This window comes from Vibrio sp. CB1-14, from assembly GCF_040412085.2.
Classification (GTDB): Bacteria; Pseudomonadota; Gammaproteobacteria; order Enterobacterales; family Vibrionaceae; genus Vibrio; species Vibrio chaetopteri.
Genome location: NZ_CP115922.1, coordinates 218705 through 241015, shown reverse-complemented (window position 1 = coordinate 241015; position 22311 = coordinate 218705). Strand labels below are relative to the sequence as shown.

Sequence of the window (22311 nt, the reverse complement as noted above, 5' to 3'; positions counted from 1 at the left end):
AAGCGTATTTGTCATCGTCAGTACACATAACCTCTGCCAAGTGGACTTACAGAGGAAAAGTGACAAACATTATTGTAAATGAACGACTTTATTGGAATCGATCAGACTATATTGTCTACTGACACAAATTAATTCATGCAGGCCAGGCGGACTTCCTCCTACACCCAGTGTTTTATCATCGCATTTCGGTCGCTTAATTGGTTTTTGAAAAATGGTGATTGCCATACTGAGGATAACCTTCGATGTGATATCGCCAACTATTGTTGGCTTTGACCATCATCAGTTATGCCGCTGCCAACGGCTTCTACTTTTGTAGCTTTCACTCTCAACCGAGACAACCCCCTTTGAAAATCGACTACATTTTATGCAACTGTACCCTATACTGCTGCATGAATATCGTCACTTTCAAGGACGAATGAGGATACGATTATGCGTTATTTAATTTCTATTGTGTGTGGTGCGTTCTTATCTGCTTGTGCAAACACAAACTATGTCATCGAACAAGATGATTCACTCCCTTTACAAGTAGTAAAGTCAATTAAAGCCGGTAGCTGCTTTGAAGACCGCGAGGTTCCAGTTCCAGAGAGTACGATCAATGATGTAAGTGCACTTGGATATGCTGGAAGTGTTGGACTAGGCGTTTTAGCTTCAAGTGGTGGTCTGTTACTGGGTCTTAACAACGCCATGGTAGCCGACAATAAGTGTGGTTTGCAGTATGGTGGTAACGTCGCTTTCTTGGATGCGACCAAATGGAGAGATGCATCTAACAAAGAGATTCAAACTTATCTACTCAACCTTAGCTTCGATAACAACCCAATTTCACAAGAACAATTAGAACAAGTTGCTTCTGACTGTAACTGTGAAGTCGAGTCTGAACCCACTATCCATCAGCAAGGCATCGTTCTAATGAAAGGATATAAAGTTCATAAAAAAGATGTTGCCAATGCCTTTCATTATGAAGGAATGACTTTTTCTATGGTTGGTGTTGACATTGTTGTGTCTGACGTCCAATTCAAGCGTTACGACGAAATCCCAACGAGTACGTTTACTAAGGAGTTACGAAGCGAGGTTGCTAGCGGTGTCATCATACCAATTAGATATAGCTCAACACTTGCGCCGGGTTTTAGCAACTCGAAACTCTTAGACTACAAACTCGCAAAAGGCCACTTTAGTATTTTCCCTACCTACGGTGGGTACACAGATAAAAACGGTACTATAAAGCGAATTAATCTTAACGTTTCTGCAATCTTAGACGCTAATGAGAATGTTTACTTCTTTGTTAAGCCTCACAACGGTGTAACACCTCACATAACTGCGTCAAATGACGAGTTCAGACAGCAGCTCACACCGAAAGGCTTAACTCACCCACTATAAGCTCGCTATGCGAGCTTTTTTTTATTCAACAAGCCTTAAAGGCGAGCTACATACTTCAGGTCTCGGCACAACGGAGCAGTCGAGATTCTCTTCATACTGCAAGTGATCACGACGGTCGTTTATGTTCTGTTGAATATTCTGCTCCCGAAACCTTTCTTCATTTAGCGTAACTGGGTCAAGCGCATTGTCGTTATTAGGCATCCAAGGTTTACTAGAAAGGTTTTCTATTGTTAAGTCATCATGCTCTACAGCCAGTCCTGAAGCCATTATCATTGCTTCCCACTCACTAAAATCTATCTGATCCCAATCAAGCTCAGCTATTTGACGCAGTGTCATGCCTTTACATTGCCCGTTCATTGGGTCGAGTGTCATACCTAACTGTGGCGCAGCTTGTTCCATGATGATTCGCCCAAGGGGTGATGGATAGCAGCAGTAGTATTCGCGCTCAACTAGGCACCCAAAGAAGGTGTCAATGTGGCAACTTTCACCTCCGTATATACATTTACCTTCATCAATCGTCATTCCCATGCTCATTTCTTCGTCTGAGCAAGCCGAAATCATTTGTATAGCGAGCTTGACCACCTGATACGCTGCGTAAATACCCGCAATAGCAGAAAAAGCACCGCTAATAGCTGGATTTAACTGCAGAACCATTTCTTGGCTAACCCCATCACGTACCTGGTCAAACAGAACGCCACCTAGTCCTTCTGCGCCACCAAGCGATTCAAATGCAAAAGACATCATCTCCTGCTTAATTTGATTTACTGCTTCTCCCATTAACGTTTCACCAGCTTCGCTAGCGACAGATTCTACGTCGAATACTTCACGCGCAATATAGTCATACCCTTGGCTGAAGCTATCCGTCACGTACGATACCCCATCACTGATTGGTGTTGGTATTTGTTCACCCCAGGCACCAATAACTCCCTGATCCGTTAAACCCTCCATCGCTTGCTCTAACGAATATACGTTGTAGGTCATTTTAAGATAGTCGAGCACATTCGTTTGGCCTGCTGACAATGTACAACAGTTGTAACCAAGTCCAGTTTTCTCTACACCACAGTAACGAGCTTGACCCTCAAACACGCGGCATGATTCTACATCGTCGGGATTCTCACAAGTCAGATTCTGCTTAATATCCTCAAGCATTTTGAATGTGGCCATCGCTGCACCAAAGTCGGCGTTGTTCTCGAGCTCATGAAAACTACATTCGCCACCCACGCATAGCATCTCTCCACTACAAATGTCTTCCTCTAATGTGTAGGCATAGTCTCTAGACGTGTAGGTATTACATTCATAGGTCGACTCCTGAATGTAGACCCTACCAGTGACAGGGTCACTAAATGAAGGTTCACTGTCGACAAGCTCACAATCAGGGTTATCACGATAAGGAGCACACTGATCGGGTGCGTTTTGATTTAGTGATGTGAAATCGCTACAAACCGGATCTGAATCATCTGGGTAATTTGGATACTGGCAAACTTGCATCCCAGGCAGCGGGTTGCATTGATAATCTTTGGCGTTGATTTTGGTGCACTGCTTAGAATCCGTGGTAACACCTGAGCTAATTGAAGGAAAGCTAGACACATGTGGGTAGTATGTGTCTGGTGGTGTTGAAGCGTCGGTACACTCCCACTCGCTAAACGTACAAACTTGACCTACTTGGCCATTACCGAATGTCTGATCTGCATCGCATTGAGGATTGATATAAGGATTACTTCCCGGACTGCCGAGAATATCGCATGTAGAACGTGGCTGCACATAGCCAAGTTGTGTTGCGCACCCAGGTGGCGTCTGCTCGATAAACTCTTTAGGTGAAGCTCTGTTCTTTGTTTTAATTTCTATAATTGAGTACGAGTAACCCCAGTCTGCTGCTGCTACCCTATTTCGGAAATTCACAAGCCCATGACCGGAAGCCCGTGCTTGCTCGAATCGTTCTGTTACGTCTCCACCATTGGGAAAGCCACCATGGCTACCACCGTCACCAATTTTCCAAATTGTACTTCGTTCACAGGTACCATATGGCGTCATTCCCGGAGCGCCATATATTTCTGACGAAGGTAAATAGGGAGGTTTAGGGTTGTAGTTAGTATATGGAAAGCCATTCTCGTCTTGCCAAAAGCCCGATACATTCGCATGTTGATAGATGATATCGTTGTTCAGATAGATTTGAATGTGGTCGTCAAACAAGGCGTATTTCATTCTGACCTGTTCGATCTCTAAGTCTTCTCTGATTTTTATTTGAACACTGTAATTGTACTCTGCGCATTGCCCCCAAATTCGAGCGGAAGGATTACCGACCACCAATTGGAAGGTATGATCATCGACATAAGTTAAGGTACCTGTACCATTTGTCTTGATGACTGGGTAGTCAACATAACGCTCAATTTCGCAGTAGTTTAGATTGGTAGTATCAGGCTCCTGACACTCATATTTTGTTTTACCTACGTATTCTTTATTGACCGAAAAAGTATTGCTCTGCGTTGTGCAGTCGCTAAACCAATCATTCTCTCCTTCCAATGACTCAGCAAGTTCATTGAACAGGGTTTCCGTGTCAGTCATGATGGTGTCATCAGAGTCTAAGAAGACTCTGTTACCACGAGCGTCGTTCAGCGTGTTCCAAGCTGCTACATCATAATCTGTTTCGGAGCCTACAGGGTTTCTATCAATCCGTTGTCGAAGTGTTTGTTTATCACGCTCTAATTCCGCTTCATTCTGATAAGCATCTGCCGCCTGAAAGTGATTATTATCTCTCGCTTGCTCATAACCCTCACCCAACAGTTCCCCTTCACCAAATTGAGTCGTGACTATTTCACCGTGCTCATTTCGCCCGTAGATGTTCACCTTGCCACTTGCATCCATAGTGGGCAAAGCAAAACCCTGGGTTACTTGACTATTTAGTTGCTCTGCGCTCTGAAAAGGAGTTTGTTCGGCGGCAAAACTGTATGGGGTATACGAAGCCACCAGCAGCGCGCTGTACCAGCTTAGATTGCCTAACTGAAAAATGAACGTGAATAGACTGAAATACGTTAAAGTGCGACGCCACATAATCAAGCTCCCTATTTAAGTAATGGGAGTCTATGACATTGACTCTTCGCTTAAGGGGATTAAGCGGTCAGATTGGAATACCTAGTGGATTGGTATGAAAAATACAGTGTAGCGCTATCTTAGAGTGTTTTAGCCAAACCATTGACCAGTTTTTCTGTCAAATGAGCCGACCCAAGCAACGCTTCGACACGCCGTCTGAGTGCAGGGTCTTTAATGCTTAAAGTATCTAGCTCATTGACGTTGAACTGCTCATGAGTTCTTCGTGATTGAGCGGTTTTGGCAAGCATCATCACCAAAAAACGATCTGTGCTGGTGGCTATACCCGCGACAATACTATCGACGAACACCTGATCTTTTCTCGACCTAATCTTCTCCCGACTTAAGCGACTTTCTTGCTTTGAATCTTTGAGCGGCTTTGAAGCTTTGACCGGAATAGTTGTCTCAATATTCATCGCTTCCTCTAGCTTCTTGATCTCAGAAGCTGTGCCAAAAAATGGCAGTATAATCGCTAGATCTCTATCAGAAAGAGAGGCTTGGGAAATTGGGTGTCGCTGCAGCATTTGAGTAGTTGGGTTCACCAGACTCCAATGTTTTTTAACGAATGCAACGAGCGCCAGTACCGCATCGCGCTTTTGTGGCTTTGATCGAAGCTGCTCAAGATCTTTCATCTGCATTTCCTTTTTCGGCGTAGCTCAGCACAAACCCATAAATCTGCAACCAGTACCTATTTCTAAATAACCGATAGCGATTAGAAAGGTAACAGAGACAGCAATCCAAAATATTTGTTTCATTCAAAGGCTCCAAGTCATTGTGTTTTTTTCAAACCTTACAACGAACGGGAGCTGAATTGCCAATTAGCCTTACCATTGGTTGCAGTACTGCAACGATAGGATATCGACACCGAATAATTTACCAAACACTTCGCTACCTTTAGAGTAAAAGCACGATTGAAAGTGCCTACCCAATGGTTTTATCAATTCTCATTTTATCACCACAAAACCAATAATCCCTCTAATAGAAGTTAATAAATTCAACCGCAGCACAACTCATGCGCTCTATTTGTAGATTGATTTACTGCTATATTTTTACACTAAAGGATAAATCAACTCCTTAAAGCAAAGCTTCTAACGTAAACAAAATCATTTAGGTTAATGCATGTTCTTTAGTAAGAGACAAGAAGTCGATTGGGCATCAAAACCAATACACAGTTCGGTTGATCAGGCTTTGTCTTCAGTCGACACGCCTCCTTATCGGATCAAAGCAAAAGTGGAACGCTGTGGTTTTGCTGCGGGGGCGAACTACGGGGGGTTAATGATAGCTATTGAGAATGACGGCCACTATGTATCATGCTATCCGACAGGCGGAGCTCAACCCTGGCTTGCACTCACGGCAACAGGCGATACCGTTTATATGTTAGTTGATCATGAATATGAGTTGCGAAAACCCATTTCAAACAGATTCATGGCCATTGACTTCATAAATCAAACCCTAGAATCACGTTTTGGTCTTCTAAATTATAAGCGTCTAACCAATGAGTCACGTAAGTGGTCGATGGTGTAAACCTTCGATTAACAGACCACAAATCAAGATGTAAGAGAGACTACTGAAATGGATTCAAAGAAATCATTGCCGGTTGAACCCAAAATAGACACGCTTGTAGAAGCGGTGGCTCGGCAAAAAGCAAGACATTTAAAAACAGCGGCGTTTCGCGAATGGTTACGCAAACTAAATCGCGATGACCAGTTGCCTCGCGGTCGTTTTTTTAGGGACAAACAACCCGGTCCTCCGCGTATCATAATAGATGAAGCTCACACCTTCTATAGTTCACAACTCAATAAAATCACTTTACTAGGTAGTTTTGCCAAGTTGCGCTACGAGGGTAACACCAAGACGTTTATTGTTCAGGGGAGGAGGGAAAGGTGACGAATAAACCAAATTGCAAATCATCAATAGCGGAAATTGAACGTCAAATCACGGCCGCCCAACCTGTAGCCGTGCGAATTTTCTTAAGTTGGCAAGCGCCATTGTTCTCACTCATTCTTGGCTTAGTATTTCTTACTGTTAGCCAAGTCAACACACTTCCATTACTCGTAGGAAACGCTATGGGTATAGCTGGTGTACTGTTCATATCCTACGGACTGATCGGGCTTGGTAATTATGATTGGAGCTGGGGACAGGAAAAGGCCAAGCGATAGAGTACTCCTCAGATAGATGAAAACACCATGCCACTTTCAGCCCTAAAGAACAGCAAAGTAGTAAGATGATTATCTTGATAGTCAATTAAGCACCCAATCTCAGCCTCGCTAAGTAAATTTTATCGTCACCACCACACCTCACAAACTAGATTTTGATTTAAGCGAAGTAAAGTGAGGTGCTTGCTATGTTTTTCGATGTTCCTATACATGACGACTTACCCCAAACAACCCTGACACATGAAGAGCGCTGTTTGACAGTTACAGAGATTGCTGACAAGAAAAAAGTCCCCCGCGATTTCTTGAACTTACTCGTAATTGCTGAAGGCGGCAAAAAAGGACAAGTTGTGGCCAACACCGATGGCTCAAGTGACCTGGGACCTGCCCAGGTAAACACAATCCATCACGAATACATCGAGCGCCACTACCCCGAAAAGAGTTGGAGTGATGTTGCTTCTAATGTGGAACTCAATTTCTCAATTTCAGCCGATATCTTCCGCCAATGCCTTCATCACCCTTCGGTACAACAAAACGTTTGGGAGGCTGTTGGCTGCTATAACAGTAAGACGGTTAACATCAAAACCCGATACCTCTACAGGGTAATGCGTGTTTGGGACAGAATACAAAGGAGTAACGATCTCAGTTGCCGAAATTATTGGTCTTAAGACCCAGTAGTTTTGGAAATGACAGCGCTGTCGTTTTGAATTTCACAGCAACTCACGGTGTGTCGCCTATCCCGATTTACTGACATTTGGACATGACAGTACTGTCATTTTTAACTTTGGCAGCAGTTTACGACGCTATTGCACGTATCTAGTGTTTTGGGACAAGTCGTACACTAATTCTTAATCTCTTGCATACCAATGGCTCTAGCAAGTCCGACATTCCACTGGTGTCGGAAAGCAGCTCCCAAAACCAATTTAGTCTACAAGCTTCATAGTGCAGTGACGCTATTACAATAAATGTAAGGAGATAACCCTAGCGCGACGATAAATGGTTCCACATCACTACTCACTAGAAGCGAAAGCGCAACCTAAGTACGGTAAAGAACGGATAGTAAAGACGCGCACAGAACGTTGCCGCTCCTGTTGCACTTAAAACTATCACCCAAGCTTGAAGGCCATCTTTAACATCGACACCATCCTGCAAATTTAAAGATGCTATCAATATCAAGTGAGTCACAAACACAATAGCTCCAATAAGTACACCGGCTATCGCGCCTACCACGGGTGGCAGAGAATTCTGTGTGTAAGGCAACATGGCCAAACAGGTAGATATGGGGCTCATTTTTATCAAAGAATCACGTAACCAATACACTTCAAAGTAGTGCAGCGTTACCAACACAACTACTAAAATACTGAGCTGAACGATGGTAAAGCATGCCAAAGCTTTGGTGGTTGTCAGGCTATCCATAGGGCTTCCATTTTAGATCTGAGGCTCAAAAAAAAAGGAGGGGAAGAAAGCGTGTTTATCATTGCCACATCATTTCCGATATCCGTTATTTTTCCAACGTCAGGAGTATCGAAACTCACTGATACTGACCATAACAGGCTACTCTCACCATTCTTAAAATCTGTCTGAAAACTGCCATGGCAAAGTATGATCTCGGGGGCAGTATTTTCGCAGTTCTGAGTTACCAATCTTACCCGCTGTATCCCACCTTGAGACTCGGCAAATGCTCTGTTTCGCGCCAACAATGGTTCAGACATCGCTTTACTTGATATAGGGGTCACTTCGTATAGTGATGCTGCTAATCCGGACATTGTTTTGAGGCGCTCCACTTTAACTTGATTCTCGAGAAACAGCATCAAACCGCAATTAAAAACAATAACAAAGATGACAATGCGCCATTTCATTACTGAACCACTGGTGCGGTATAAGTTGCAGAATCAACGTCGGCATTGTACTCATCGAGCGTGTACGAATAGTCGACAATTTTTTCTGACCAAGCACCTAAGTTATTGCAATCCAGGTTGGAAAGCGCAAAGCGATCTAGAAGATATGACTGAGGGTGGCTCACTGATTGTGCAATTGCCAACATCTGTACACCTAAAAGGTTTGGTGTCTGAACAATAAACTCGCTGGTTGTAATTGAGCACGCCCTTGAAACATTTTCAGCCAGTTGTTCAACAGTATCTGAACATGTGTCACACGCTTTTTTGTACCCATCTAGAAGCCCTTTAGCACTCTGAGTATAACCACCTGTAGCCAACGCGACTGGTGATAGCAGGGTAAGTAGAAGCAGAAGTTTGTTTTTAGTGCACCATTTCATTTCTCGTTCCCTCATCTAGAAAGCCAAAGAAGGCGTCTTCTTCATCGAACTCGTTTACTCTGTTCTTGATGTCATCGCCAAAACTCTTATCTCCGCGATCTTCGAGCACACGCTCTATCGCTTCGTCCAAACTTAGCCCCATCTCTCGATAGCGTGCTAAATCCTGCCGGTCTTGCGGATCGGTTGAGTACATCAAGAGCATTTCTTTGGGTGCGTAGAGCCGAACTATTTCAGATATCTCATCGCCAATCTGCAGGAAGATTTCTGAATACTTGCCCTTGACCGTGCGAACGGATTTCAGCAGTTCGAATTGCTGGTCAGTTAAGTCCAAATAGCCATTCTTCTTAACTGTATTGATAGTGTCCGATTTCTGGTAGAGATAGAATCGATAGACTGAGTTTGCTGCGATACTGCGACCAAGTTGGGTTTCGTGAATATCAGATAGCATCTGGGTACATATACCCGCGGACGCTTCCACTTTTCTAAACCGACGATAGGCCTGATCGAGAAAGTTAGAAACCGGATTCATTTCCCCCTCTTTACCGTTTTCCGATTTTTGCAGAAACTCCCAGCACTCATCTATAACTAGCATTTTACGGCGCCTGTCTGATGGATTTTCATCACTCAGGAAGAAGTGCCTGTAACACAAATTAATGATTTGCATCAGCGCTAACAATTGGACTTCTGGTAGCGACTTAAGCTCTTCGAGCTCACAAACAATGAATGGATTGTCCAGATCCGGTGGTGGCTTTTTGGTTGTAAAAATATCACCGTAAATTTTGCCCTCACAGTAGGGTTCAATCATGAGAGCGATTTCTTGGATCTCAGGCAGCTTATGTTTTTTGCAGTATTCAGCAAACAGAGTAACGCTCGATGCTTGCTTATGATCGTTCCACATACTTTGCAGTACTTCGGGCATCTGAGCCTCTTGTATCCGCGAGAGACGACCTTTAGGGTCAGCCATCCACTTCAACAAGTCTAAAATCATGCCAGATTGACCGTCTTTACCACCCCACTCTACGATTGACGGGAATGGGTTAAGTGAGTACTTCATGTCTTCGCCAAACGTGATGTATTGTCCGTTCAGCGCTTCACACAAGTTTTTATATGAGTAGCCAACATCAATAATCATGACCATGCCGCCGTCACAATGCTTCATGTTCATGGCTGGCAACGTTTTGGCTAGGGTTGCAAGCTCACGCTCAGACATCTCTTCTAAAAGTGACAACAGATACCTTGATGGCTTCTTACCGCTACCGAGTATGCAAGTTGCGATGTAGTTGATAACAAAACTCTTACCACTTCCCGACTCGGCACTAATTAAAAAGTTCATCGAGCCATTCGTTAGATAAGGGTTGAATCCAAAGAGCTGCATGTCTCTTGTCACAAAGGGCACTATGGGCTCATGCGGGGCATTACCATCGCTAGAAGCAATGACTGGTGTTAAGAAGGCAGCCACGTCCGATGGCATCAATAGATAGCGGTTAATAAAATCCATTGAGGGCTTGTCAGGACCAAAAGGCGTACAGTGAAGAAATAAGGGGCTTGTCATGTATTTATCTAGTTCAAGTTCGAAGCCTGCCGGTGAACTAGCGATTTTCTTCATTCTCGAAACTTGACGCTGAAGATCTTCTTCATTGTCTCCCCACACGAAAAACTGCAAGTGGCAGTTCACCAAGCGTGAGCCTTTTGCTTCGAGCTTTTTATACATTTCGTCCAAGTCACCAAGTTGCCATCTCACTTTCTCAGACCAGTTGACGAGCTTGTTACCCTTTTGCATATCCATGGTTTTGCGCATTCGATATTTCGAGCGCTTCTTTTTGTCATGGTTTGGGAAATGGACATTAAGGACAATTGCAAAATTGGACCAAATAGTATTGTGACCAAACCGCCAGTCTGAGAAGACGTTGAGCATGTCTCCGAATCCAATCGCAGATGGATATGTCTTTGGCGAAAGAGAAGCAATTGGTTTTTCATCAATCAATACTTTATCGCTCTGGAACTCGACCGCTCCACCTACTTCCATGACCTGCTCGCGAGCCATGTACAACTCATTCTTATTCTTTTTACCTTTACGCCAGCTTGCCGAGTCTCGGCGATTGTGCATTCGCTGCATGACCGACAGCCAGTCCCACTGATCCATCTCTTGTGGTCGCAGTCCCACTTTTGTGAGTGTCTCCTCTATGGTGATGCATTTGTCGTAGAAATCATCGAATTCCTTATCCAATGGTCGACCGTAGCGGCCTTTAACAGGGATCTTGATTGTCAGGTAAGCATTAAAGTTTCGAGCTCGGCAATTGCTATTATCAAAACCATTCTCCGCCGATCTACGATAGTGTTTTGCTATCATTTTCGACATTGCTGTGAGCTTCTCATCAGTCTCTGGGTTAGATTGTCGACCGCCATGGAAGTGTGCAAAGTTCTGCTCGAATCCACTGACATCTTCATTTGCCCACAACATCACTTGCGCAAAGGTGTCTTCGGGAAACTCTGTTTTAAAGATGTCTTCCATCATGTTCTGAAGTTCTGCATTACCACCAGACACAGGCTTTAGCTCATACATTCTTCCGATGTATCCGTCATCAAGTACAAAGTACCCAAATCGTTCTCGGCCTTTAGGTTTCTTCACATAGTCGATGACAGGTAAAAGGTCTGAAAATTTCCCTTCTTTATTCTGACGCTCATAGTAATCTGCAATCATTGGTCACCTCCTGATTGGATCTCTCGCATGAGCTTGAATGCGTTCTGCTTAGCCTGCTCTTTCACTTCAGAAGGCGATGGCGCAGCCTGACCATTTCGGCTTTCTACGCCAATCTCGCCACTATCTTTGACCTGATACGATTGAATCTGCGACGACTGTCTTAATCCTACATCGATAAATTGATTTGCTTGACTGCGCGCATTCCGGTCAATAACCCATGTGCGAGAACGAGCTTCAATGTAGCTATGACCTGGAACTTTAAGTCTGTCATTTACATCGACATATGGACGTATCAGATTGCGGACAATATCAGCGGGTCTTCTCATAGCGACTGGCTCAGGGGCTGGTAGCATGAGATGTTGGTACGGATCAGGCTTTACATAAGGCTTGGCAGTGTGTGTTGACGAGGAGCTTGTTTTCGATTGTTGGCTTGACTCTTCCGGACTTGCCACTGTGCCATAGGGCACTTTCTTGCCTTCTTCATCTAGAACCACTACCCGAGAATCACCCGTGTCTTTGGCATAGTCTTCGGCGTTATTGTAGTGGTTGGTAATTTCATAGACTTCGCGAGACGAAGCGCACTTGATACCATGGGTCGAGCCTGCACATGTCTGCTCTTCTTCATGACCCACGACTGAGCATCCGACCAACAGCAATGGCATGATTGCGAGAATGAGGTTCTTCATTGTTTAGCTCCTTCGAAAAAAACACGCTCGAATTTGGCGAAATCTTTGGGCAAACCGACCTGAGTGTTCGCACCACCAGCAAACGTTGGTACCCCCATCTGGCCAGTGCTAAGTAGACGTAACCCAGCAACGGTAACGTTCACATCAGAGACTTGTTGTTTGCAATCACCCACCTTCGGGAAACGATGCTCGCTGAAGCTACCGCTAAGAAGTGCCTGGTAAGCGCCTTCTGGATTTGCGCTGCAAGAAGCCAAAATGGTGTTCTTGTAATCGTCTGCGGAAAGAATGGGGGCAATGGCTATAAAGAATTGTTTGGAGGGGTAGCGAGACTGCAGTTCTTGCTTGAATGTTTTACACGCAGAGCAGTTTGGTGCAACGAATAAGGTTCCGCCAAAATCAGCCGCACCTTTATTAATGGTATAACCTACAAAATACTCCCTAGGCTCAATCCCCATATCATGAAGCGTCGGTGTCATCGCTAATTTGAAGTCATCAAAGGAATTGAGAACCTTAGCGTTCACTGACTGGATGATGGTCGGGTTTTTTATTACAAAGCGTCCATCAGCCGTCGCAAGGTAGATATCACCTGACTCGAGCTCAGCAATTACAATGCCTGGCGTTTGGTAGAAAGCAGACTGTTTGATATCAACTTCACCAAAGACGCTCGGGTCAACCTTTTGCTCTGCTGCCAATTGATAGTGAAATAGTGTCGCGCTAAAAAGAAGCAGCGATCGTGTGAATCTGTTCATACTTGCTCCTATGTTTAGGGCAAGTATGGTGAGTTGAAAACATGATAGAACCAATTAAGCAGCCCAAAAGGCCATCCTTAAATGCCTTTCTTCTCCACGTGGAAGTCTAAACACTGGATCCCAAACGTCGCACACCAATGATGCACTGTTTCGCACAGCTGTCGATTTGTCCTATCCCGAAGCACAAGTACCGCATTTGAATAGATGATGTTCGCGAACAGCTTTAACTTAACGCATCCAACCTCTCGAGCGGAAGCTTGGGGATAGCAATGTAACAAGTGTGCGGGAGCGCATACTGAAAGTTCATCAGGCCTTGGGACTGTATCGACTAAAACTGGGGTCAGATCCAGCTCTGTCTGTTTGTTTCTAAAATCCAATACAAGTACTCGAAACTCAGTCTGACTTAAAAGCTGGCGATGATAATTGCCGCAGAGCTTGAACGTTGTTGTCGGTTCTGCTTCAACTACTTTGTTAAGTGCATCAAGATAGCGCTGGTCGGCCGGAGCACCGGGGTCAATGTTCATTTTCAACAGGTAGAAATCCATATCTTGACGCGATTTCTCTAGTATTTTTCGACAAGTGATCAACTGCTCAACCAATTGCTCTGAGTCATACCAAGTAGAGCCTTGCGAAACCGTAAGGTGATACACACGGTTGTTCAGCCCTGACACACTGCTATACCCTATATTGGACAGCACAACGGGAATGCCTACATTAAAATAGACGCCCTCAACTTGTTTCACTGGCACGATATATCCGTTCACATCTCACCTCTACCGTTACTTTCTGCACACATCATTACTAATCTGAGTTCAATCACGGTCCTGCTAGACACAATTTTTTTAATATTTGTGTTTTTTGGCTGCTTATTTGGACTTTTGTGGCACAGCCGTGGTGTTTAATAGAGTTAACTCAAGCAAAAGAGTGGTGATTGTATGACTAAGGAACAAGTATCAATCCTGTATAGCATCGCACTAGGAGAGACCATAGATGGATACGAACGCCTCAAGGTGCTAGCGCTGAAGAGAGCACGATTGGTTGGCTCTGTATTCATTCAAAACCACAGAATTCATGCAGCTCTGAGTTCACGCGGCCGTAAGTGGCTTCGCGGAGCAGCTATTAGGGCTTCACACTAGAAGTTAATCAATGATGGAGAAAATCTCATGAAGTTAGTTTTAATCGACGCCGATCAATTTCACATACCGCTGACTCTACGCGATCTCTCTGGACGTGATGTTAGTGTCATCGCGTCATCCGCCACAAAATCTTGCAGCGTCAACATTGATAACCTGCAGTTCAAACGGGTGGAATGCCGTAAAGAAGCCGCGGATTTGGAGCTGATCTTAGAGGCAAACACACTGCTACAGGAAGGCCTAATTGACCATGTGACAATTATTACAAGAGACCACAAACTAGCTGATATGGCGCAGCGTTTGGCTGAACGTTATGGTGTTGCATTCCTTCGCTATGGTCAGGACGACTGGTTGCATGTGATCCGCAAATCTCTACTCAACCTGAAAGACAATAGAAAGAAAATCACTAGAGATACCGTGAAGCTGCTAAAGCAACATCCTAACGGGCTTAATTTTGAGAACATTGCGCGTCAACTATCAATGTCGCGAGCTGGGCTAGCTAAGATCTTGGAACAGAAGCAGTTTACGCGTGTCGCAAACCGTTATTATTGTTAAAGAAAATGGCCAGTGCGGACGATTCCTGCTGCACTGGCCAATTTAGCATTTGTTGTTATTTTTATACATTACCCGGTATTTTTATAGTATTTGAGGATACCAAGCAAGCAAGTTAAATATATTAACTACCACTATCTAAAATACATGCTAGTGAATACGTTTCACGAAATCATTCATCGAAGGCATATTATCAAAAATCACCCCTTCAGGAATATAGTTCGCTGTAAATCCTTTACGGGTAATGAAACATTTATTCCAGCTGTTAATGACAGTTTTATAATTATAACTTATAATACAGCATGCTGTAATGAGCGTCTTTATTTAACCTATCATGCACTAACCTATTAGTAAACACATCTATCAAAAAGTTTATTTTCAATGACTTACAGAAGATTCTACCGCGTAAGGCTTTGAAGTAGTGAATAAATTTGAAAATAATATTCACTTGCATTGTGTAATTGCGTATATTGTTTTCTATAATAACCAAAAAAAGTATCTTCATTAGTCAGCTGGAATTTGCAATTTGATATGGACATCAAAAAAGACTTTATCATCGTTGTCGATGAGACCTTTATCTCGACATCGATAAAGAATGAATTAAGCAAGCGCGTAAGTCATTCAAACATTTATATTTATCGAAGCCTTTCTGAAGCAAAAGCGCTTGATTATGATGGCGCGTCATACCACTTCATCATAGACATGGGCATATCAGGTGCTACCCCGTTTGATATCATCTATTGGATACGTACCGTTCGTGATGTCTTACCTTCAACCACAGTCTCGTTAATGACAAAAAACTCGGACTGGCCACTGCTTGAAGCAATCTGCCACGAGCTGGATATCGATCACCTTATCGATAAGAGCAAAGAAGAGAACATCATAGACGTGATCTTTTCTCCCAAGCAGATTTTGACAGTCACTGAACGTGAATTAGAGAGAGCGGCTGCACTGCTGGATTGCTCTAGAACAAAAGCAGACACGCTGACAAAACTTGCACAGTACACCCCTCAAAACTCTATCGCCATTGATGAAGACAAAACAAACGCTGCGATTTCAAAGCGTATCGGTAAAGTCGTTCAGCAGGTTGGTATACAATACTCCGCTTTATTGCTTTGGTTTAGAAAATAGACGCCTAGTTGGGGTATTGCGCCCATTTCTACGAAAAGTTCCACGAAATTAGCTAAATCACTGTATATAAAGGGTTTTAAATTTCCGGGTTTACCAATTTACGACCTTTTTTCGTACTTTAGCGATCGTTGATCTACTACACCCAAGCAATCCCTGTATCTGTGACCAGCTCTTTCCCTCTCCCAAAAGAAGGGAAATATTGGATCTTAGTTGTTCATCGGGCTTCCGTCCCTGGTACTTCCCCAGCGCCTTCGCCTTTTCAATCCCCTGAGATTGGCGCTTGCGGCGAGTCTCATAATCATCCCTAGCCATCGCTGCAGCTAAATCGATCATAAATTCAGTTAGCACTTTCGAGATCATGGAGCCATCAGAGTTATCATGGAGAACTGAATGAGTCATCGGTTGATCAACAACTACGATATGTAATCCAGCTTCAACTAATCGCTGTTTTAACAGCTTCCACTGTTCATAAGGTAGTCTTGATAGCCTATCGACCTTTTCGATAAGCAATATATCATTTTGGTGGGAATCATCGATTAACCTAGCCAGTTCAGCTCTTTCTAGCGTCGAGCCCGATTGGCTCTCGATATAGTAACTGGCTATCTGAACACCCTTTTTAGCTGCGAACTGGCTTAATTCCTCTTTAGCTCTTTTCGCATCTTGTTCAGCGGTTGACGCTCGTAGATATGCTCTTATGAACATTAACTTGGCACCAGTTTGATTAGGGTATGGTTTGCAATGGTAGTTCGAGTAGGGTTACTTATCAATGGTTTGCGAACCAATTTGAGAGGTGCAACCATATGGTTTGCGTAACGTGTACCCTATGAGTACTACTGGTTCGTGTATATAGATTGCAATCTATATAGATTCTAATCTATAATCACTCCAAAAGAAGCCAAGCACCGACTATGTGGACAATACTGAATCGGCCAGTCTTCATTGACTGGTTTAAAACATTGAATAGCAGGGATAAGGTTAATGTACGTGCATCCCTTATTCTGCTAGAAGAAAGAGGCCCAACTTTACCTAGGCCATACGCTGACACCTTAGAAGGCAGCAAAGTCAGTAATTTAAAAGAGCTACGCGTGCAGAGTAGTGGAAAACCGATTCGGGTTTTCTTCGCTTTTGACCCTGAGCGCCAGTGTGTCATCTTGTGTGGTGGCGATAAGACTGGTGATAAACGTTTTTACAAGAAGATGATTCCTATCGCAGAAAGAGAGTTTAAGGAGCATCTGGAGGAGCTAAATCATGAAAAGTCAGCCACTAAGCGCACTTGATGACCTGATGACTGCAGATGAACTGCACCTGGCACAACAACAAGCTGCAGAGATGTTACTTGAACTTAATCTTGCAGAGATTCGCCATAGTGTTCAAATGTCTCAAGCTCAGGTTGCAGAATCTATGGGGATAAAGCAGCCTACCGTCGCCAGTTTAGAGAAAAATGGCAAAGACGTTAAGCTTCTGTCACTAAAACGTTATGTTGAAGCGTTAGGCGGTCGGTTACGTATCGATATAGAAATGCCGGACGGGCATCACTTTGGTATGAAGGTCTAATGATATCAACAAGGTAATATTTATCTAATCACCTGAGTCAGAGTGCCCAGCTCTGACTCACTTTTGCCCCATTCCAAGCTTGCGCAAAAAAGAGTCAACAATACTCGCCAGAAAGTAGCCCGACCTTTACTAACGATAATTGCGTAGCATACAGGCGCGAAGAGTCCCCTATACCCCACACTAAGCCCTAATCGGTGGCCGAAGTCTCTGTACTTTAACGGTTTGCATCCAATTGAATGACTGTTTTCAGCAACTGCTAGGTTCAAGCCCCGGCCAGATAGCTGGAGAGACTGTGAAGGGGTGGATATATGCGACACGTTACGCTAGATACTTTTCATAGTGATATTCCTCTCAATCCCTCTCTAGCTATTGGGCGCAAGTGGCGTATTTTTCATATTTGTCCTATGTTTAACAATCGGTTATCGCTTTCAATGTCATGAATGACAAAGTGAAGCAAACGTTTGTTGGATTGAAATTGAGGACTCTAGTTATGCACTACAAAAGCATAATTGCATTTACATTGATACTTTTCATTCAAGCCTGTTCCGAAGAAGGGGTGGTTCAGGAAAGCTCTGAAATAATAAGACCAGTGAAGACATTTTCGGTGACGAACAAAAACACTGAAACAATCTCCTCTTTCCCCGGAGTCATTGAAAGTCGTAACTTACAAGAAATTAGCTTTTTGGGTTCAGGCCGAGTCATCAACTTTCCAATTACCGAAGCAATGGCGGTCAAACAGGGAGAGTTACTTGCAGAGCTCGACCAGAGGGACTTAAACAACAAACTTAGCCAAGCACAAGCCGAATACAGAGTTGCGGAAGACGAATACCAAAGATTAGCTAAGTTATCAAAAACTGGTGCAGTATCAAAAAGCTCTCTGCAAGTGAAAAGGACAGAGAGAGACGTAGCAAAAGTTCAACTCGACATCGCACAAGAAGCGAGAAACGACGCAGCACTCGTCGCGCCATTTGATGGCGTTATCGCTCAAACATTTATTGAAAAAGATCAAGTCGTATCCGGTGGACAAACTATAGCTATCCTCATTGGAGAGGGAGAATTGGAAGCATCTATAGATGTTCCTGACAAGTTCTTAGCCTCTTTACATCAAAGTGCAAAAAACGACCAGTCTGTGAGAATGTGGGTGTCTTTGAGCTCTAATCCAGACATGCATTTTCCAGCCGAGTTTAAAGAGGCAACCCTTGTAGCGGATCCTACTACTCAAACATTTGGCTTAACCTTTGCTTTTGAACCATTGCCAGAAATTTTAGTTCTTCCTGGCATGAATGTATCTGTCAGCATTGCTAAACAGGAAAACAATGACCAGAACACCTTTTTTGTACCGTTAGATTCAATTGGTCAGGACGTGAATGGTGAGTTTGTGTGGTTGATAGAAGGCGACACCAACACAGTGACCAAGCGAGTGGTGGAAATCGGTGATTCTGTCGGAGACAACATAGCGATTGTGAGTGGCCTTAATCAAGGCGATACAATAGTTAGTGCTGGAGTAAGTCAGCTATTAGAGGGTGTAAAAGTTAGAAAGTGGATGGCAGAATAAGCTAGGTGCACAATATGAACATTGCTGAATTTACTATAAAAAACAAAGTTTTAAGTATTATCGTCATTTTGCTCACCTTAGTAGGTGGCTGGCATGCCTATAACAATATGGCGCGGTTTGAAGATCCTGAATTTACAATCAGGGAAGCCATGATCATCACATCTTATCCAGGAGCTTCCCCTAGTGAAGTCGCTTTAGAAGTCACCGAGCCTCTCGAAAAAGCAATTCAACAACTCGCCGAAGTTAAAGAAATTAGCTCTGTTTCCACCCAAGGAAAGTCTGAAATTAGGGTCGAGGTTAAGTACGAAGCTTCCAAGAGCCGCTCAGATCTCCAGTTGGTCTGGAATAAGTTACGAAATAAAGTCAGTGACGCTGAGCAGTCCTTGCCACCAGGCACAGGTAAGCCCTATGTCGCTGACGATTTTGGTGATGTCTTTGGCCTGCTCTATTTTCTGACGGGTGAAGGTTTTTCTTATAAGGAACTCAATCAATACGCCGAAACACTTCAAAACTCGCTACTCGGAGTTAAAGGGGTAGCTCGAGTCACATTAGAAGGACTGCAAAAAGAAGTCATCTACGTTGAAATATCTAGACACGAGGTCAAACGCTTAGGAGCTTCTTTTGAAAATGTACTTAACTTACTGACGAAACAAAATTCAGTGACCCCCGCGGGCAACATCAAATCCGGCACCAAAAGGCTGATTATTGACCCTACAGACGCGATAGATTCACTGGATTCCATCAAAAACTTACTCATTTCAGTCGAGCCCAATGGTAAGTTGATTTACCTGAAAGACCTGGCCAACATTTATCGTGGTTATCAAGAACCTTCGGAAAAGCTCTTCAGGTTTAATGGCGAACCTGCTATCGCCATTGGTGTGTCTGGAGTACTGGGGAGTAATATAGTACAAATCGGCTCACAAATTGATAAGACTATCAGGGATACTATCGATCTGCGTCCCGTAGGTATGGAACTTCATGAGTTTTATCATCAAGCTAACATTGTTGATGCGTCGGTGCAGAATTTTGTGTTAAACGTGATTGCCGCTCTAGTTATCGTAATCGTCACACTGCTGCTCTTTATGGGTATCAAGTCCGCTATTGTTATTGGGGCTATTCTGATCCTGACTATTGCCGCAACCTTAGCAACAATGAATTACGTTGACATCCCTATGCATCGTATTTCCCTTGGAGCATTAATTATTGCGCTTGGTATGATGGTTGATAACGCCATTGTAGTTACCGAAGGTATACTGGTTGGCATTAAGAAAGGCTCTAAAAAGCTAGACATTGCTAAAAAAATTGTCCAACGATCTATATGGCCACTGCTCGGGGGAACTCTTGTTGGTATTATTGCTTTTGCACCGATTGGGTTTGCACCTGGCTCTACCGCCGAGTATACCGGCCACCTATTCTGGGTAATATTGATTTCTCTGCTATACAGCTGGCTATTTGCCATTACATTAACCCCTTTGTTTTGTTTCTGGCTGTTCAAAGAGGCTAACTCTGTTGACGAAGATACCGTCGAAAAAGACGGTAAGTTCAGCTTGGGATACAAAGCTGTACTGAAAACCTCTCTGCGTATGCGATACCCCGTCACGCTCGGAGTTATTGGTTTGTTTGCCTTATCTATCTGGGCATTTCAGTTTGTTAAGCCCGGTTTTTTCCCCGCCTCTACCACTCCACTTTTTGTCGTAGACTATTGGCTGCCACAAAACACAGACATTGAAATAACTGAGGGTGACATAAACAAGCTGTCTGAATTTGTTACAGAGTTGGAGGGGGTCGAAAGTGTGCAGTCATCCGTTGGTGGTGGTGCTCCACGTTTTATGTTGGTTTATGCCCCTCAATCTTCAAATTCATCATATGGTCAGCTGTTGGTTCGTACTGGCAACGACAAACAAATTGATGCTTTACTACCGGTCATTCAAGATTATATTGATTCAAACTTTCCTGACGCCCTTGGCAAAGTGTGGAAGTTTTCGCTTGGCCCCGGCGGGGGATCAAAAGTTGAGGCCAAATTTAGTGGACCTGACCCAAGCGTTCTAAGAGAGCTTGCTGAGAAAGCCAAACGGATATTGCTCGCTGATGGGAAGGCATTGTCGGTAAAAGATAATTGGCGACAGCCTGTTCCTGTGATTGAGCCAATTTATTCAGAGGAAGCGGCTCAGAGAATTGGGGTTTCTCGTGAAGACCTTGCAAGGGCGTTGGAGAGAAACTTTTCAGGGCAGAGCGCAGGGGCTTACCGCGAAAAAGATGACCTGATCCCGATTATTGTTCGGGCAACCGAAGACGAGCGCTCTCGAGTAAATGACATAATTAGTGTCAATGTTGTGAGCTCAGTTACAGGGGAAAGTATTCCAATCGGACAGGTAGTCGATGGCTACCGCACAGTATGGCGTGATGGCCTTGTGCGAAGAGTTAATCGAAACTGGGAGCTAACAGTGCAGGCAGACCCTGTTGCTGGTGAACTTGCCACCGATCTGTTTAACCGTATCCGTCCTCAGGTTGAGTCGATAGATTTACCAGAAGGTTATCAGTTGGAATGGGGTGGAGAATACGGCGACTCTAAGGAATCAAATGAAAACTTAGCATCAACTATCCCGCTAGGCTTCTTGGCTATGATTATTGTCGTTTTCGTACTATTTGGCACAGTGAGGCAGCCTCTCGTGATTTGGTTAGTAGTTCCTTTAGCAATAGTTGGCGTTGTAATCGGTTTGCTAACAACCAATACCGCAATGGAGTTCATGGCTATATTGGGTTTGCTATCTCTCTCTGGATTACTGATCAAGAATGCTATCGTTCTGGTTGACCAGATCGATTTAGAAATAGCCGAGGGTAAACCGGGTATTGACGCTATTGTCGATGCATCTGCAAGTCGTGTTAGGCCAGTTTTGATGGGGGCTCTTACTACTGTCTTAGGAGTAATCCCCCTTTATTTTGACGCCTTTTTCAAGTCAATGTCTGTGGTTCTTGTATTTGGTTTAAGCTTTGCCACCTTGCTTACACTGGTCATTGTCCCTGTACTTTACTCGATTCTCTTTAGGATTAAGCCTAGTGTAAAGGACAGAGCGGGGGGCTAAAGATACGGAGATTGATTGAAGCTTTAGGTCAGATTCAGCTCCAACTGAATCTGACCTAGGTATGTAGACAGGTGGCAACTGTGAGCACTAACTGTCAGTCTTTGTAATACTCAGAGTAATCCTAATAAAGCTAATTTAGAAAATTCTATATCTTATTTATGTCCAAAAACGTGCTGAGTTGGTTGTGAGCACGTTTTTGGGCATCACCAACCAGGTCAAATCATTTCCCATAATCATGGATCACATATAAGTCTATGTTGTTTTGGGCCCGACGTTCACTT

The 22311-nt window shown here is 43.8% G+C and carries 22 protein-coding genes; 12 read left to right on the top strand and 10 right to left on the bottom strand.

Annotation, left to right across the window (positions count from 1 at the left end):
- The first annotated feature begins 429 nt into the window (after positions 1–429).
- Positions 430–1374, top strand: a complete 945-nt coding sequence (locus tag PG915_RS25075; RefSeq protein WP_353500325.1) for a hypothetical protein — start codon at positions 430–432, stop codon at positions 1372–1374.
- Between the two features lie 21 nt (positions 1375–1395).
- Here the strand turns inward: PG915_RS25075 and traN are convergent, their stop codons facing one another.
- Positions 1396–4422, bottom strand: coding sequence for a conjugal transfer protein TraN (traN, locus tag PG915_RS25070; RefSeq protein ID WP_353500324.1), 3027 nt, complete (start codon positions 4420–4422; stop codon positions 1396–1398).
- Between the two features lie 119 nt (positions 4423–4541).
- On the bottom strand, positions 4542–5090 hold the full coding sequence (locus tag PG915_RS25065; RefSeq protein WP_353500323.1) for a hypothetical protein: 549 nt from the start codon (positions 5088–5090) through the stop codon (positions 4542–4544).
- Between the two features lie 487 nt (positions 5091–5577).
- Between PG915_RS25065 and PG915_RS25060 the strand changes: the two genes are divergently transcribed.
- The 4 genes from PG915_RS25060 (at position 5578) to PG915_RS25045 (ending at position 7279) form a co-directional block, all read left to right on the top strand.
- Positions 5578–5982: a hypothetical protein gene (locus tag PG915_RS25060; protein WP_353500322.1), complete on the top strand. Its 405-nt coding sequence runs from the start codon at positions 5578–5580 to the stop codon at positions 5980–5982.
- Positions 5983–6030: 48 nt separating this feature from the next.
- A complete protein-coding gene (locus tag PG915_RS25055) occupies positions 6031–6345 on the top strand; it encodes a hypothetical protein (protein ID WP_353500321.1) in 315 nt (104 codons plus the stop codon).
- Positions 6342–6617: a hypothetical protein gene (locus PG915_RS25050; RefSeq protein ID WP_353500320.1), complete on the top strand. Its 276-nt coding sequence runs from the start codon at positions 6342–6344 to the stop codon at positions 6615–6617. Before PG915_RS25055 ends, PG915_RS25050 begins: the two co-directional genes overlap by 4 nt.
- A 185-nt stretch (positions 6618–6802) precedes the next feature.
- A complete protein-coding gene (locus tag PG915_RS25045; protein ID WP_353500319.1) occupies positions 6803–7279 on the top strand; it encodes a hypothetical protein in 477 nt (158 codons plus the stop codon).
- Positions 7280–7628: 349 nt separating this feature from the next.
- Here the strand turns inward: PG915_RS25045 and PG915_RS25040 are convergent, their stop codons facing one another.
- The 7 genes from PG915_RS25040 to PG915_RS25010 form a co-directional block, all read right to left on the bottom strand.
- Positions 7629–8027 carry a hypothetical protein gene (locus PG915_RS25040; RefSeq protein WP_353500318.1) on the bottom strand — a complete coding sequence of 133 codons (399 nt, stop codon included), beginning with the start codon at positions 8025–8027 and terminating at the stop codon, positions 7629–7631.
- Entirely contained in the window at positions 8015–8470 is a 456-nt protein-coding gene (locus tag PG915_RS25035) for a hypothetical protein (protein ID WP_353500317.1), read from the bottom strand. The genes PG915_RS25040 and PG915_RS25035 overlap by 13 nt, the downstream gene beginning before the upstream one ends.
- Positions 8470–8886, bottom strand: coding sequence for a hypothetical protein (locus PG915_RS25030; RefSeq protein ID WP_353500316.1), 417 nt, complete (start codon positions 8884–8886; stop codon positions 8470–8472). Before PG915_RS25030 ends, PG915_RS25035 begins: the two co-directional genes overlap by 1 nt.
- The gene (locus PG915_RS25025) at positions 8870–11587 is read right to left on the bottom strand and encodes a TraC family protein (protein WP_353500315.1); all 2718 of its coding nucleotides are present in this window, start codon (positions 11585–11587) and stop codon (positions 8870–8872) included. Before PG915_RS25025 ends, PG915_RS25030 begins: the two co-directional genes overlap by 17 nt.
- Positions 11584–12273: a TraV family lipoprotein gene (locus PG915_RS25020; RefSeq protein WP_353500314.1), complete on the bottom strand. Its 690-nt coding sequence runs from the start codon at positions 12271–12273 to the stop codon at positions 11584–11586. The genes PG915_RS25025 and PG915_RS25020 overlap by 4 nt, the downstream gene beginning before the upstream one ends.
- Positions 12270–13022, bottom strand: a complete 753-nt coding sequence (locus tag PG915_RS25015) for a hypothetical protein (RefSeq protein WP_353500313.1) — start codon at positions 13020–13022, stop codon at positions 12270–12272. Before PG915_RS25015 ends, PG915_RS25020 begins: the two co-directional genes overlap by 4 nt.
- 77 nt (positions 13023–13099) lie before the next feature.
- Positions 13100–13786, bottom strand: coding sequence for a hypothetical protein (locus tag PG915_RS25010; RefSeq protein ID WP_353500312.1), 687 nt, complete (start codon positions 13784–13786; stop codon positions 13100–13102).
- A gap of 171 nt (positions 13787–13957) precedes the next feature.
- On the opposite strand from PG915_RS25010, the gene PG915_RS25005 reads away from it, so the two are divergent.
- From PG915_RS25005 to PG915_RS24995, 3 genes are all read left to right on the top strand, one after another.
- Entirely contained in the window at positions 13958–14158 is a 201-nt protein-coding gene (locus tag PG915_RS25005; protein ID WP_353500311.1) for a hypothetical protein, read from the top strand.
- A 27-nt stretch (positions 14159–14185) separates the two neighbouring features.
- The gene (locus tag PG915_RS25000; RefSeq protein WP_353500310.1) at positions 14186–14710 is read left to right on the top strand and encodes a hypothetical protein; all 525 of its coding nucleotides are present in this window, start codon (positions 14186–14188) and stop codon (positions 14708–14710) included.
- A gap of 528 nt (positions 14711–15238) precedes the next feature.
- On the top strand, positions 15239–15838 hold the full coding sequence (locus tag PG915_RS24995; RefSeq protein ID WP_353500309.1) for a hypothetical protein: 600 nt from the start codon (positions 15239–15241) through the stop codon (positions 15836–15838).
- A gap of 90 nt (positions 15839–15928) precedes the next feature.
- On the opposite strand, the gene PG915_RS24990 is transcribed toward PG915_RS24995, so the two are convergent.
- Positions 15929–16540, bottom strand: a complete 612-nt coding sequence (locus PG915_RS24990; RefSeq protein ID WP_353500308.1) for a recombinase family protein — start codon at positions 16538–16540, stop codon at positions 15929–15931.
- A 206-nt stretch (positions 16541–16746) separates the two neighbouring features.
- On the opposite strand from PG915_RS24990, the gene PG915_RS24985 reads away from it, so the two are divergent.
- The 4 genes from PG915_RS24985 (at position 16747) to PG915_RS24970 (ending at position 22030) form a co-directional block, all read left to right on the top strand.
- A complete protein-coding gene (locus PG915_RS24985) occupies positions 16747–17115 on the top strand; it encodes a type II toxin-antitoxin system RelE/ParE family toxin (protein ID WP_023404384.1) in 369 nt (122 codons plus the stop codon).
- Positions 17087–17392: a helix-turn-helix domain-containing protein gene (locus PG915_RS24980; RefSeq protein WP_023404383.1), complete on the top strand. Its 306-nt coding sequence runs from the start codon at positions 17087–17089 to the stop codon at positions 17390–17392. Before PG915_RS24985 ends, PG915_RS24980 begins: the two co-directional genes overlap by 29 nt.
- Positions 17393–17882: 490 nt before the next feature.
- Complete coding sequence (locus tag PG915_RS24975; RefSeq protein ID WP_353500307.1) at positions 17883–18947, top strand: efflux RND transporter periplasmic adaptor subunit; 1065 nt, start codon at positions 17883–17885, stop codon at positions 18945–18947.
- Positions 18948–18961: 14 nt separating this feature from the next.
- A complete protein-coding gene (locus PG915_RS24970; protein ID WP_353500306.1) occupies positions 18962–22030 on the top strand; it encodes an efflux RND transporter permease subunit in 3069 nt (1022 codons plus the stop codon).
- Positions 22031–22311 lie beyond the last annotated feature (281 nt).

Excerpts from the sequence above, each read along its gene's own strand:
- PG915_RS25075 (WP_353500325.1), top strand. The coding sequence starts at position 430 with ATGCGTTATTTAATTTCTATTGTGTGTGGTGCGTTCTTATCTGCTTGT.
- traN (WP_353500324.1), bottom strand. The coding sequence starts at position 4,422 with ATGTGGCGTCGCACTTTAACGTATTTCAGTCTATTCACGTTCATTTTT.
- PG915_RS25065 (WP_353500323.1), bottom strand. The coding sequence starts at position 5,090 with ATGAAAGATCTTGAGCAGCTTCGATCAAAGCCACAAAAGCGCGATGCG.
- PG915_RS25060 (WP_353500322.1), top strand. The coding sequence starts at position 5,578 with ATGTTCTTTAGTAAGAGACAAGAAGTCGATTGGGCATCAAAACCAATA.
- PG915_RS25055 (WP_353500321.1), top strand. The coding sequence starts at position 6,031 with ATGGATTCAAAGAAATCATTGCCGGTTGAACCCAAAATAGACACGCTT.
- PG915_RS25045 (WP_353500319.1), top strand. The coding sequence starts at position 6,803 with ATGTTTTTCGATGTTCCTATACATGACGACTTACCCCAAACAACCCTG.
- PG915_RS25040 (WP_353500318.1), bottom strand. The coding sequence starts at position 8,027 with ATGGATAGCCTGACAACCACCAAAGCTTTGGCATGCTTTACCATCGTT.
- PG915_RS25035 (WP_353500317.1), bottom strand. The coding sequence starts at position 8,470 with ATGAAATGGCGCATTGTCATCTTTGTTATTGTTTTTAATTGCGGTTTG.
- PG915_RS25030 (WP_353500316.1), bottom strand. The coding sequence starts at position 8,886 with ATGAAATGGTGCACTAAAAACAAACTTCTGCTTCTACTTACCCTGCTA.
- PG915_RS25025 (WP_353500315.1), bottom strand. The coding sequence starts at position 11,587 with ATGATTGCAGATTACTATGAGCGTCAGAATAAAGAAGGGAAATTTTCA.
- PG915_RS25020 (WP_353500314.1), bottom strand. The coding sequence starts at position 12,273 with ATGAAGAACCTCATTCTCGCAATCATGCCATTGCTGTTGGTCGGATGC.
- PG915_RS25015 (WP_353500313.1), bottom strand. The coding sequence starts at position 13,022 with ATGAACAGATTCACACGATCGCTGCTTCTTTTTAGCGCGACACTATTT.
- PG915_RS25005 (WP_353500311.1), top strand. The coding sequence starts at position 13,958 with ATGACTAAGGAACAAGTATCAATCCTGTATAGCATCGCACTAGGAGAG.
- PG915_RS25000 (WP_353500310.1), top strand. The coding sequence starts at position 14,186 with ATGAAGTTAGTTTTAATCGACGCCGATCAATTTCACATACCGCTGACT.
- PG915_RS24995 (WP_353500309.1), top strand. The coding sequence starts at position 15,239 with ATGGACATCAAAAAAGACTTTATCATCGTTGTCGATGAGACCTTTATC.
- PG915_RS24990 (WP_353500308.1), bottom strand. The coding sequence starts at position 16,540 with ATGTTCATAAGAGCATATCTACGAGCGTCAACCGCTGAACAAGATGCG.
- PG915_RS24985 (WP_023404384.1), top strand. The coding sequence starts at position 16,747 with ATGTGGACAATACTGAATCGGCCAGTCTTCATTGACTGGTTTAAAACA.
- PG915_RS24980 (WP_023404383.1), top strand. The coding sequence starts at position 17,087 with ATGAAAAGTCAGCCACTAAGCGCACTTGATGACCTGATGACTGCAGAT.
- PG915_RS24975 (WP_353500307.1), top strand. The coding sequence starts at position 17,883 with ATGCACTACAAAAGCATAATTGCATTTACATTGATACTTTTCATTCAA.
- PG915_RS24970 (WP_353500306.1), top strand. The coding sequence starts at position 18,962 with ATGAACATTGCTGAATTTACTATAAAAAACAAAGTTTTAAGTATTATC.